General features: G+C 58.5%; 13 protein-coding genes and 1 pseudogene. 5 read left to right on the forward strand and 9 right to left on the reverse strand.

Annotated features, from left to right (window positions below; all coding sequences use genetic code 11):
• Positions 1 to 292: 292 nt before the first annotated feature.
• The 3 genes from AC1DWM_RS29280 to AC1DWM_RS29290 all read right to left on the reverse strand — a co-directional run bounded on the left by AC1DWM_RS29280 (position 293) and on the right by AC1DWM_RS29290 (position 2,092).
• Entirely contained in the window at positions 293 to 781 is a 489-nt protein-coding gene (locus AC1DWM_RS29280) for a GNAT family N-acetyltransferase (protein ID WP_477796796.1), read from the reverse strand.
• A 96-nt stretch (positions 782 to 877) separates the two neighbouring features.
• Complete coding sequence (locus AC1DWM_RS29285; RefSeq protein WP_477796797.1) at positions 878 to 1,363, reverse strand: GyrI-like domain-containing protein; 486 nt, start codon at positions 1,361 to 1,363, stop codon at positions 878 to 880.
• A 66-nt stretch (positions 1,364 to 1,429) separates the two neighbouring features.
• Positions 1,430 to 2,092 carry a LysE family translocator gene (locus tag AC1DWM_RS29290; protein WP_477796798.1) on the reverse strand — a complete coding sequence of 221 codons (663 nt, stop codon included), beginning with the start codon at positions 2,090 to 2,092 and terminating at the stop codon, positions 1,430 to 1,432.
• A gap of 139 nt (positions 2,093 to 2,231) precedes the next feature.
• Here AC1DWM_RS29290 and alaC point away from each other — a divergent pair, with 139 nt between their 5' ends.
• Positions 2,232 to 3,449, forward strand: a complete 1,218-nt coding sequence (gene alaC / locus AC1DWM_RS29295) for an alanine transaminase (protein ID WP_477796799.1) — start codon at positions 2,232 to 2,234, stop codon at positions 3,447 to 3,449.
• A gap of 172 nt (positions 3,450 to 3,621) precedes the next feature.
• Here the strand turns inward: alaC and AC1DWM_RS29300 are convergent, their stop codons facing one another.
• Positions 3,622 to 4,974, reverse strand: coding sequence for a GntP family permease (locus tag AC1DWM_RS29300; RefSeq protein WP_477796800.1), 1,353 nt, complete (start codon positions 4,972 to 4,974; stop codon positions 3,622 to 3,624).
• Positions 4,975 to 5,056: 82 nt separating this feature from the next.
• On the reverse strand, positions 5,057 to 5,590 hold the full coding sequence (locus AC1DWM_RS29305) for a gluconokinase (RefSeq protein WP_223519441.1): 534 nt from the start codon (positions 5,588 to 5,590) through the stop codon (positions 5,057 to 5,059).
• 215 nt (positions 5,591 to 5,805) lie between these two features.
• Here AC1DWM_RS29305 and gntR point away from each other — a divergent pair, with 215 nt between their 5' ends.
• From gntR to AC1DWM_RS29320, 3 genes and pseudogenes are all read left to right on the forward strand, one after another.
• The gene (gene gntR, locus AC1DWM_RS29310; protein WP_223519439.1) at positions 5,806 to 6,837 is read left to right on the forward strand and encodes an HTH-type transcriptional regulator GntR; all 1,032 of its coding nucleotides are present in this window, start codon (positions 5,806 to 5,808) and stop codon (positions 6,835 to 6,837) included.
• A gap of 77 nt (positions 6,838 to 6,914) precedes the next feature.
• Positions 6,915 to 7,016: pseudogene (locus tag AC1DWM_RS29315) on the forward strand (chlorhexidine efflux transporter); the annotation flags it as partial.
• Between the two features lie 2 nt (positions 7,017 to 7,018).
• Positions 7,019 to 7,651 (forward strand): glutathione S-transferase family protein, encoded by a 633-nt coding sequence (locus AC1DWM_RS29320; RefSeq protein WP_477796801.1) that lies wholly within the window; start codon positions 7,019 to 7,021, stop codon positions 7,649 to 7,651.
• A gap of 30 nt (positions 7,652 to 7,681) precedes the next feature.
• Here the strand turns inward: AC1DWM_RS29320 and AC1DWM_RS29325 are convergent, their stop codons facing one another.
• The 4 genes from AC1DWM_RS29325 to AC1DWM_RS29340 form a co-directional block, all read right to left on the reverse strand.
• A complete protein-coding gene (locus AC1DWM_RS29325; RefSeq protein ID WP_477796802.1) occupies positions 7,682 to 8,695 on the reverse strand; it encodes an ABC transporter substrate-binding protein in 1,014 nt (337 codons plus the stop codon).
• On the reverse strand, positions 8,692 to 9,225 hold the full coding sequence (locus AC1DWM_RS29330) for a sigma-70 family RNA polymerase sigma factor (protein WP_477796803.1): 534 nt from the start codon (positions 9,223 to 9,225) through the stop codon (positions 8,692 to 8,694). The genes AC1DWM_RS29325 and AC1DWM_RS29330 overlap by 4 nt, the downstream gene beginning before the upstream one ends.
• 117 nt (positions 9,226 to 9,342) lie before the next feature.
• A complete protein-coding gene (locus tag AC1DWM_RS29335) occupies positions 9,343 to 10,134 on the reverse strand; it encodes a phosphate/phosphite/phosphonate ABC transporter substrate-binding protein (RefSeq protein WP_477796804.1) in 792 nt (263 codons plus the stop codon).
• 142 nt (positions 10,135 to 10,276) lie between these two features.
• Entirely contained in the window at positions 10,277 to 11,218 is a 942-nt protein-coding gene (locus tag AC1DWM_RS29340) for a fatty acid desaturase (protein WP_477796805.1), read from the reverse strand.
• A gap of 338 nt (positions 11,219 to 11,556) precedes the next feature.
• Here AC1DWM_RS29340 and AC1DWM_RS29345 point away from each other — a divergent pair, with 338 nt between their 5' ends.
• Positions 11,557 to 11,973, forward strand: coding sequence for a GNAT family N-acetyltransferase (locus tag AC1DWM_RS29345; protein WP_223519428.1), 417 nt, complete (start codon positions 11,557 to 11,559; stop codon positions 11,971 to 11,973).
• Positions 11,974 to 12,167 lie beyond the last annotated feature (194 nt).

Raw genomic sequence — 12,167 nt, forward strand, 5'->3', positions numbered from 1 at the left:
TCAGACCGTCGCGGATTGATGCCTGCGCTCCTACCGGCCTTCGAGGCCTGAATGTAATCGGCATACCGTGAGCTCAACCAATGTTGGCCAGAAGCCAAAGATGGCTTCCTCGAATAGGCCTTATACATAGATGCAACCGGGTAGCAGTGTTTGAAAAGCAGGTAGACAGTGGGGGCGAGTCCATACATAGGAGCGAGCTTGCTCGCGAAGGCGGTGTGTCAGTCGACATCATAGTTGACTGATACACCGCCTTCGCGAGCAAGCTCGCTCCTACAGGGGATCTTCGGTGGATTTATAAATCGAGAACCATCTCATGCCACGCCATCCCGCCATGGTCCGAGGCCGACGGTTTGATGTAGGCAAAGCCAAACCCGGCATACAGTGGAATATGCCGCTCCTTGCACATCAGGTGAATGCTGGCCTTGCCCAGCGCACGCATGCGCTCAATGAACTCGCCCATCAAACGCTTCGCCAGCCCCTGCCCTTGATAATTCGGGTGCACCACCACTGACATGATCACCACATGCGGGCCTGCCGGGTCGTGGCCGATCAGCTCCTTGAATGCTTCGTCCGACATTTCCACCTGAAACGCCGCGCCGGAATTGATGAAACCGGCGACCACGCCGTCGACTTCAGCCACGATGAAACCTTCGGGCCAGGTGACGATGCGGGTGGCGATTTTTTCGCGGGTGGCGGCTTCGTCGCCCTCATAAGCAACGGTTTCGATGGCGTAGCAACGGTCCAGATCAGCAGGCGTGACGTGGCGGATGACTGTGTTCATGGCAGGTCGCAATCAGATGGAAAGGCCGAGGATCATAAATCACCCTCCACACGACATCGAGAGACGAATCACCGATCCGTCTCTCGATGCAAGTGTTCAGCCTTTGATTGGCAGCCAGATTTCCAGCTTGCCGGTGTTGAGCTTCGGGTTGAAATCTTCGCTGTAACGTTCGAATTCCGGAGCGTCCACCGCCTCTTTACCGGACTTGGGTAGCCAAGTATCGAAGATGTAGCGAAAGGTCTGCGGCAAGGACTCCAGCGGCCCCTTGTGCTCGAACACCGCGTAATACTGAGGCTGAACCTCTACCCAGCGGTACTGGTCGGGCAAATCGTCGAGCTTGCTGATCTCGACGCCGGCAATGTAATCGAAGCCACCCTTGCCGTCGAAATTGCAGCAGACGCCGTAGGTTACTTCGCCTTTTTGCCCGGGAACATTGCCAATGTGCGGATTGAATTTTTCCCAGAGCGCGGGAATGCCTGTGATGGTCTGTTGGGTAAATTGTCCACCAAGCCCTGCGATCAGCAGGAAGTGTCCGTGTTCGAAGCGTGGTTCCGTTACTTCGGCGCCTGTTTGCTCATCCATGACTCATCTCCTGAGCTTAAAAATGGGTTCGGCTGGGAGTATAGAAGCCAAACCCGATTCGCCCAGTTATAGGGCGTTCAACTGTTCGACGGCCACCGCACCAACAAACTCGTTGTAACCCGATAGGATCACGTAGACCGCGAAATAGCAGAAGATCGCCGCCGATGCCATGTAGGAATAACGCAGCAGTTTGTCACCCAGCAACTTGCCGCCGTGGCTCGCCGCAAAGCATAAACCCGCGCTCCAGAGCAAACCGGCGCAGAGGAATCCGCCGAGAAACAGCGCTGAACTGAGGGCACCACCACCGCCGGAACGGGCGATCAGCGTACCGCCCACCGCCGCAAACCACAGAATGGCGCTGGGCGAGGACATGGCGAGGAAGATCCCGCGGAAAAATTCTTTGCGATGGGAGCTCTGCCCCACCTCGTCGGCCTGTGCCAATACCGCTTCGTGGTGAATCGCCGAATAGATCATCTTCGCCGCGAAATACACCAGTAACGCTGAACCGCCGATCCACAGGACCCAGCGTACGGTTTCGTATTGCAGCAAAACGGTCATGCCCGCCAGCGCCAGCACCGCGTAGATCAGGTCGCCGACACAGGTGCCCAACCCCAACGCAAAGCCTTGGAAATAGCCGCGTTGCATGGCCAGGGTGATCATCGCGATATTGGCCACGCCGATATCCAGGCACAACGAAAGGCTCAGCAAGAAGCCGCTGCTAAATTCCATCAACCGATTTCCTTCGGAAAAATTTGTTTACATACTCGCTGGACAGTGTGCCACGACTGCCCTTATCTTCCGCAACAGGCCACCGCAGTGGCCAGCGTCGCTCGGACGGTTCCGGGCGCTTACGTTATTCGAGGCAACAATGGCCGAACAAGGTTCGCCGCGCCGCTTTGCGCGCATAGATCGACTCCCCCCTTACGTTTTCAACATCACTGCCGAGCTGAAGATGGCCGCCCGTCGTCGTGGCGAAGACATCATCGACTTGAGCATGGGTAACCCTGACGGCCCGACGCCGCCGCACATTGTCGAAAAACTCGTGCAGGTCGCCCAGCGCGAAGACACTCACGGCTACTCGACTTCCAAAGGCATTCCGCGTCTGCGCCGGGCGATTTCCAATTGGTACAAAGATCGCTACGAGGTCGACATCGACCCGGAAACCGAAGCCATTGTCACCATCGGCTCCAAGGAAGGCCTGGCGCATTTGATGCTGGCGACCCTGGATCAGGGCGATACCGTGCTGGTACCGAACCCGAGTTATCCGATTCACATCTACGGTGCCGTGATTGCCGGCGCCCAGGTGCGCTCGGTACCGCTGATTCCGGGGGTGGATTTCTTCGCCGAACTGGAACGGGCAATTCGCGGCTCGATCCCGAAACCGAAAATGATGATCCTCGGATTCCCGTCCAACCCCACCGCGCAATGCGTGGAACTGGATTTCTTCGAGCGCGTGATCGCCCTCGCCAAGCAGTACGACGTGCTGGTGGTGCACGACCTGGCTTACGCCGACATTGTCTACGACGGCTGGAAAGCCCCGTCGATCATGCAGGTGCCGGGCGCCAAGGACATTGCGGTGGAGTTTTTCACCCTGTCCAAGAGCTACAACATGGCGGGCTGGCGGATCGGCTTCATGGTCGGCAACCCGGAACTGGTCAACGCTCTGGCGCGGATCAAGAGTTACCACGACTACGGCACGTTCACCCCACTGCAAGTCGCAGCGATTGCGGCGCTGGAAGGCGATCAGCAATGCGTCAAAGACATCGCCGAACAGTATCGGCAGCGACGCAACGTGCTGGTCAAAGGCCTGCATGAACTGGGCTGGATGGTCGAGAATCCGAAAGCGTCGATGTACGTCTGGGCCAAGATTCCCGAGGCTTATGCGCACCTGGGCTCGCTGGAATTCGCCAAGAAACTGCTGTCCGAGGCCAAAGTGTGCGTCTCGCCGGGCGTGGGCTTCGGTGAGTACGGGGATGATCATGTGCGCTTCGCGCTGATCGAAAACCAGGACCGGATTCGTCAGGCTGTGCGCGGGATTCGCGGGATGTTCAGGGCAGATGGGTTAGTCGCCAAGACCAACACCTGAGTCATTAAGCAGTCACAAAAAAAAACCGCAGTAATGCGGTTTTTTTGTGCCTGATCGTTCCCACGCTCTGCGTGGGAATGCCGCCATGGACGCTCTGCGTCCACTGTGACGCGGAGCGTCACGGGATACATTCCCACGCAGAGCGTGGGAACGATCAGTGTGGTGGTATTGCTTAAACGAACATCGACAACAGCAAGATAAAGCCCAGCGCAACCACCGACAGGATGGTTTCCATCGCGGTCCAGGTCTTGAAGGTTTCCGCCACGGTCATGTTGAAGTACTGCTTCACCAGCCAGAAACCCGCGTCGTTGACGTGAGACAGAACCAACGAACCGGCACCGGTGGCCAACACCAGCAGCTCACGGTTAACACCCGGAATCATCCCCACCACCGGCACCACAATGCCTGCGCCGGTAATGGTCGCCACAGTGGCCGAACCGGTTGCCACGCGAATCACCGCTGCCACCAGCCACGCCAACAGAATCGGCGAGATCTGTGCGTTCACTGCCATGTGACCGATCACGTCACCCACACCGCTGGTCACCAGCATCTGCTTGAAGCCACCACCAGCACCGATGATCAGAATGATCGCGGCAGTCGGCGCGAGGCTCGCATCGAGCCATTTCAGAATGCGTTTCGAATCGACGCCCTGACGGTGACCGAAGGTGTACAGCGACAGCAGCAGCGCCAACAGCAACGCCGCGATCGGGTGACCGATCAGGTCCATGAAGGCGCGTGCGAAATTGCCTTCAGGCAGCACCACGTCGGCAAAGGTTTTGAGCAACATCAGGAGCACCGGCAGCAGCACAGTGATCAGCGTGATGCTGAAGCTTGGCAGGTGTGGCGTTTCAGGCTCGTGCGCCAGTTGATCCACAAGTTCCTGATTAGGGTGACCTGGAATGTACTTGGCAATGAACGTACCGAAGATCGGGCCGGCAATAATGGCCGTTGGCAGCGCGACAATCAGACCGTACAGAATGGTTTTACCGATGTCGGCACCGAACACGCCGATGGCCAGCAACGGACCCGGGTGCGGCGGAACCAGACCGTGCACGGCGGACAAACCGGCCAGCAGCGGGATACCGATCTTGATGATCGACACACCAGTGCGGCGCGCCACGATGAACACCAGCGGAATCAGCAGCACGAAGCCGATTTCGAAGAACAGCGGAATGCCGACCAGGAAGGCCGCGAACATCATCGCCCACTGCACTTTGTCCTTGCCGAACGCGCGAATCAGGGTCTGGGCAATCTGATCCGCCCCACCCGACTCGGCCATCATTTTGCCGAGCATGGTGCCCAGCGCCAAGATGATCCCGACAAAACCGAGCACCCCGCCGAAGCCGTCCTGGAACGCCTTGATGATGGTACCGACTGGCATGCCGGAGGTCAGCCCGAGAAAGGCTGCAGCAATGATCAGGGCAATAAACGGGTGGAACTTGAACTTGGTGATCAGGACGATAAGCCCGATCACCGTGACCACTGCATCGAGCAGCAGGAACGTCTCGTGGGACATGCCAAACATTAGGGGTGTCTCCTGGTTGTTGTTGTTATTAAAGCGGGTAATTCGAAAGCCTTCAGGACAGCGCTATCTTTTTCGGAAAAACTCATACGGCGCGTTTCAGGCCGTGAGCCTGCCACCAGATATGCGCCTGCGATGCCAGTTGCTCGACGCTGAAGGTCGATGCATCCAGAGCCAGGGTCAACGGCTCGCCAACGGGGGATTCGAGCGTGGCGAACTGGCTGTCGATCAGGGTCGATGGCATGAAGTGGCCCGGTCGATGCGACACACGCTCGGCGGCAACTTCAGGGGTCAGTTCAAGGAACACGAAGCCCAGGCCCGGCAAGGCGCTGCGCAGCACTTCGCGATAGCTGTGTTTGAGAGCCGAGCACGTCAGCACCGGGCGTTCGCCCATGGCGTCGACGCGGCGCAATTCGTCGCACAGGCTGTCGAGCCAGCCGGCACGGTCTTGGTCGTTCAGGGGGATACCCGCGCTCATCTTTTCGATATTGGCGGCAGGGTGGAAAGTATCGCCTTCAATGGCAGTGGCGCCGCTGAGCTGGCACAAGGCCTCGCTGACGCATGTCTTGCCGCAACCGGCAACGCCCATGATGACCAGGGCGGTGATGGGATGATTCATGTAACACCTCAGCGCGCAGACAGCGCTACCTTTGCCAGTTATGACACTAGACCAAAAGTAGAAGTTGCCGACGCCTTCTTGTCATTTTTGTGGGTTGCAGCGTGTTCGTTCCCAATGCCGAAAAGCAAGGTTCAGGCAAAACTCGCTTACGCATTTGCAGCTGCTTCGGGACAGCGCTACCTTAGTGCCTTGAATTTTGTTTGGCAAGCAGCCCGATGACCTCTCCTAAAAACGATAAAAATACACGCACCACTGGCCGCCCTACGTTGAACGAAGTTGCACGCCTGGCCGGTGTCAGCCCGATCACCGCCTCTCGCGCCCTGCGCGGTGTCAGTACCGTGGCCACGGAACTGGTGGAAAAAGTCCAGAAAGCCGCGCTTGAACTCAGCTACGTGGTCAACCCCGCCGCCCGCGCGTTGGCCTCGGCGCAGAGCCATTCGGTGGTGGTTCTGGTGCCGTCGCTGTCCAACTTGTTGTTCATCGAAACGCTGGAAGCCATTCATCAGGTGCTTCGCCCCAAGGGCTTCGAAGTGCTGATCGGCAACTTCCACTACTCGCGCGATGAAGAAGAAAACCTATTGCGCAATTACATGGCGTACCAGCCTCGCGGTTTGCTGCTGACCGGTTTCGACCGCACGGAAAGCTCACGGCGGATGATCGAGGCGAGCAACATCCCGTGTGTCTACATGATGGAACTGGACAGTGCGGCAGGCGTGAATTGCGTGGGCTTCTCGCAATTGGCCGCCGGCGAAACAGCGGCTGAACATTTACTGTCACGCGGTCGCAAGCGCCTGGCCTACATCGGCGCGCAACTGGACCAGCGCACCCTGCTGCGCGGTGAAGGGTTTCGCAAAGCCCTGCAAAAGGCCGGTTTGTATGACCCGGACCTTGAAGTGCTGACCCCGCGCGCCTCCTCCGTGGGGTTGGGCGGCGAACTGTTTCTACAACTGCTGGCCACTCACCCCGATGTCGATGCGATCTTTTTCGGCAACGACGACCTGGCTCAGGGCGCATTGCTCGAAGCCATGCGCTGCGGGATCAAAATCCCCGAACAAGTCGCCATCCTCGGCTTCAACGACTTGCCCGCCTCGGCGCACATGGTGCCGCGCCTGAGCAGCATCAACACCCCGCGCGAGGCGATTGGCCGGCGTTCGGCGGAGTTGATGTTGACGTTGCTGGCGGGGAATGCGGTGGCTAAACCGGTTCAGGACATGGGGTTTGAACTGAAAATCCGGGAAAGCACCTGACCCACTGTGGGAGCGAGCCGGCTCCGGGCGGCGTTCCGACGAAAGCGGTGTGTCATTAAACGAATGATGTGGCTGTCAGACCACCTTCCATCAAGCGGCGCATCGCCCATGCCTTGGGTTTTCAACTAACCTTCATAGTGCTCCTCATCCTGTTGATCGCTTGGTGGATGGATATAACTCAATGACACATGCACTGAAAATTCTCGGCAAAGCGTCGTCCATCAACGTCAGAAAGGTCCTGTGGACCTGTGAGGAACTGGACGTTCCCTACGAACGCGAGGACTGGGGCAGCGGTTATGCGTCAACCCACGCGCCGGAGTTTCTCAGGCTCAACCCCAATGCGCTGGTGCCGGTGATCATCGATGACGCCGGCGTGTTGTGGGAGTCCAATACCATCTGCCGCTACCTGGCCGGCAAACACCAAAACACTGATCTGCTGCCGCACGAACCGGCAGCGCGTGCACGGGTGGAACAGTGGATGGATTGGCAAGCCACCGAGCTCAATCCCTCCTGGAGTTATGCGTTTACTGCGTTGGTGCGCAAGGACCCGGAGTTTCAGGACGAGCATCGGATTGCTGTTGGCATACGCGGCTGGAACCAGAAAATGGCCATCCTCGAACATCAACTCGCGACCACCAAAGCCTATGTCGCCGGGCCTCACTTTACGCTGGCCGACATTGTCGTCGGGCTGTCCGTCAACCGCTGGCTGATGACACCGATGGAGCGGCCGGACTTCCCCGCCATCGACGAATATTTCCAACGCCTGGCACAACGCCCGGGCTTCCTCAAACACGGCTGTAACGGCCTGGCATGACTGCGCGGCGGTGGAACAGCCGCCGACAAATTACAAGCTCGCACTCACCTTGGTAGCCACCTCCCCCGGCACCCAAGCCTTCCACACCTGCGGCTGCTCCCGTAAAAACACCTGAGCCACCTCACGCGGTTGCAGACGTTTTTCGCTCATCTGCCCCAGCGTCTGGTTCAGCAGATCGATCGGCAAATCGACCTTTTCAAAGAACGCCACGAGGTCCGGGTACTGCGCCTTGAACGGCGCCGACACGCCAATGGCCAGGCTGGCCGGCATCGAGCGCGAGCCCTTGGGGTTCGGGTTGTTCGCATCGGCCAGGGTTTTCCAGGCTTCAGCGTCGAACGGCGGCTCTTCAAGTTTCACCAGTTTGAAACGACCCAGCAGCGGCGTCGGCGACCAGTAGTAGAACAGCACCGGTTTGCCACGGCGGATCGATGAAGCGACCTCGGCATCCAGTGCCGCGCCGGAGCCGGTGCGGAAATTGACGTAGCTGGCGGTCAGATCGTAAGCCTTTAGTTTCTGACTGTTGACGATCTCCGACGTCCAGCCGGTGGGGCTGTTGAGGAAGCGGCCGCGACTTGGGTCTTCCGGGTCGCGAAACACATCCTTGTACTTCGCCAGATCAGCGACAGAATTCAACTCCGGGGCCAGCGGTTTGATGCCACGTTCCGGGTCGCCCTTGATCACGTATTCCGGCACCCACCACCCTTCGGTGGCGCCTTTGACCGTGTCGCCCAAACCAAACACCTTGCCCTCGGCAGACGCCTTGACCCACGCCGGACTGCGCCCGGCCCACTCTTCGCCGATCACCTGAATGTCGTTCTTGGCCAACGCCGCTTCGAGGCTGACGGTGCTGCCTGGCAACGTGTCGGTCGGGTAGCCGTAACCTTTCTCGACTATCAGGCGCAGAATTTCTGTGATCAGGCTACCGCTCTCCCAGGTGATGTCGCCGAAGTGGATAGGTGCGGTTTTTTCCGCCGCCGGAACATGGCTGGCCACCAGGCTCAGCGCCAGCAGCGAACTGCCGAGCAGGGTTTTGATTGATCTCATGCGGACCTCCGGGTCAAGGGTTGGTTGACGCTGTGCTGGACGCACAGTGCCTGGGAGCGGGTCATGTAAGCGCTGACCGAACGCTGGGAGATGCCCAGTTCGGCGGCGATTTGCGGATAGGTCAGCCCGTCGACGCGCGACAGCAGGAAGGTAGCCCTGACCTTGCTCGGCAAGCGCTCAAGGGTGCGGTCCAGATTGTTCAGGGATTGCGTTAACTGAAACAAATCTTCAGGCGATGGCCCGCCAGCAGGGCCTGCCTTTAGCAGTTGTTCGAGGTGCTGGCGCTCCAGATTACCGCGACGCCAAAGCTCATAAACCCGTCGGCGGGCGATGGTGGTGAGCAACGCACGCGGCTCACGAATGGGTGTCAGGTTTGGTGATTCGAGTAATTGCACAAAGGTGTCGACAGCGATGTCTTCGACACTGGCGCTGGCTCCCAAATGCCGGCGCAAGCGTGCGCACAGCCAGGGGTAATGAGCGCGAAACAATCCGCCCACGTGGTTGCGATGGGATAGGTCGGTGCCGGACATAGAGGCTCCAAGGGTTAGGGGTCGCTGAATGTCCGGTGATCCGGTGGCGTGATCCTAACAAGGAGCCTTATTCTTTAATAATATTTAAAAAGCATTTTTATATTCGATTTAGAAATTTCAGCGTAAGCGTCCGTAGCCGAGGATTTGCGCTTCCTGCTGATAGTCGAGGACGATCTGATAGTCGGTTTCGCTGGCGGGCAGCACTTCTTTAAGCCCGAGGATTTCAGCGACGTCGGGCAGTTCGCTCAAGGTCTGATTCATCACTTGCCGCAGGTGATCAGCCTGTTCAATGGAAGTCCCGGCGGCTGAAATGTACGGCAAGGTCGGACTGAGCGCACTGCGGGCAATGACCTGCAGGCCGGCGACTTCTTCGCGGGCATGGTGTGCCAGATAAGCAAAGGTCACGCTGTCGATGGCCGCCAGATCCGCTTGATCTTCACGCAGCCAGCGCAGGCTTTCGCGGTGACTGCCGCTGATGGCGACACTGGCAAAGAACTGTCCGTTGCGATGCAGCGGCGCCAGTCGATGGCGCAGCAGGTTCATGCCGCTGTTGGAATCTTCGCCATTGATCACGCCACGGCTGTCGCGAAAGTCAGGCAAGGTCCGCCGAGGATCATCGGCGCGACTCAACAGCAGACTGCAATGGCTGCCACCGCTGCTGTCCGGCAGTTCATAACGAGGCCGCCCGACCACCCGGACCTGACCGCGCAATGCCGTCATCAGCGGGTAGCCGCAGGTTTGGGTCAGCAGCAGATGCGGGGAGAGCCAGAGGTCCATCAGTGACAGGTCTTTGCCATCAAGACGATCGCTACCGAGACGTTCGAGAATGCGCGTCAGCCAGCGTTCGTTGGCCTGGCGGATCGGCTCTGGGGCGACGTACATCAGCAATTCGGCAATGTGTTGTGTCATCAAAATCTTCCAGACAACAAGTAACCCTGTAGGAGTGAGCCTGCTCGCGATGAGGGTGGGTCAGTCGACACTAATGTTGAATGTCAGGCCGCTATCGCGAGCAGGCTCACTCCTACAGGGGGTTGGGGTTGATCATAGGAAATCAGTGGAACGGATGCTGTGGGCTGTCGATTGCTTTCACCCCGTTCTGGCGCCACAACTGACCATAACCCCGCACCAGAAACCCACCACTGCGCTCAATCCATTGCTCACGACGTGCGCGATAAGCACGCGGCAAGTCGTACCACGGCAGCCCTGGCAAGTCATGATGCACCAAGTGAAAATTCAGGTTCAGGAACAACCATCGCCAAGGCCATCCGGCTTCATTGAGCACGGTCCGCTGCTCGGATTGCGCGTGAGGACGATGTTCGTAATAGGAGCGAATCATCGCAATCGACAGCGCCGGCACGCTGATCAGCAACAGGTAATGCCACACCGGCAGCACGCTGTAGCGGGCGATGAACGCCAGCATCAGCAAGGTCAGTGCGCCGTGGCTCAGCCACATCAGCCAGGCTTGTCGCTGGCCGGCTTTCAATCGCAGCCCTTCTTCCCGGGCTAGCGCCAGCAACCCCAGCGGTGCGCCGAGAACAAAACGACCGAGGACGGTTTTGTTCAGCCAGTGCAGGCCCTGCTCGAACAGCGAACTGCCCTGCCACTGCTCGGCGCTCAGGTAGCGGCTTTCAGGATCGAGACCTGGAAGGGTCAGGTCTTCGTCGCGGTGATGCAGCAGATGGCTGTCGCGATACAGGGTGTAGGGATACCAGACTGCGAACGGTGCATAGCCGAGCACTTTGTTCAGCGAGGTCCAGCGGGTCGGGTGACCATGCAACAATTCGTGCTGTACCGACAACCACAGCACCACCAGCGGAATCAGTAACACAGTGCTCCACCACAGCCCCAATCGGTCACTCGTCAGGACCAGGCTGAACCAGCCGCCGTACACGCTGATCAACAACAGCCAGGTCGGCCATTCGGTGCCGGCAGTCAGGCGTTGACGCAGGGTTTCGATTTCTTCACGGTGGGCGCTATCAAAGTAATGGGACATGGCGTTGCTCAGATCGGGAACCAGTCCCCTTCTGTGCAATAGCCCTGGAAAATCTTGCAGATGATTTGCTTATATCGTTAGACGTGCAGCAGGAGCCCGATTGCCGGGCTCCCTTGGCGCGGGATCAATGACCGAACACATCCACCTTCTTGGCCTTCTTGTCCGCGCGCTTTTCGATGGCGGTTTTCGCCGGCTTTTTCTTCGCTGCTTTCTTCGAATCCATACCTTTGGACATGATGCGTACTCCACTCATACGGGATGTGAGATCAGGTATACACCTATCCCTGCGCGCGTGTTCTTTTATAATCGCAGGCTTTGCACACTGACAGTCAAGACCCATGCCCGACACCCTGTACACCTTGCTCGACGAGCCGTTATGGCCACTGATGAACAAATTTTATCGCGCTCACCAATCGCCAATGAAGGCCGTGCGCGACGCTCGGTTATGGGTGGCGCGACGCGATGAGATTGTGGCGGCGCTGTGTTTGCGGCCAGTGGCGGGCGGGCATTGGCTGACGGGGCTGTTTGTCGATCCGGCCTGTCGCGAACAAGGGGTTGCGGGCGCGTTGATCGCCGCGGCGGTCAATGACCTCGACCTTCCGGTGTGGTTGTTTTGCCATCCGGATTTGCGTGGCTTTTATGAACGTCGCGGCTTTGCCTTCGATCCGCAGATGCCCTATGCCATGGTGGAACGCTTGAGCCGCTATGCGCGCAGCAAACCGATGATTGCGATGGGGCTGGAGCCGGCCAAATAATGCCCGAAAGACCGACAGAGATCCCCTGTAGGAGTGAGCCTGATCTGGCCTAATGAAATTGGACACATCAATAGGGCGCTATGATGGCGCCCAAATCTAAGGTGTGCATGATGATGCGAAAGTCCTATTCCAGCGAGTTCAAGCTCAATGCTGCAAGCATGGTGCTTGATGAAGACCAGCCCATTCTTGAGGTC

This window comes from Pseudomonas sp. P4_C8, assembly GCF_056401975.1.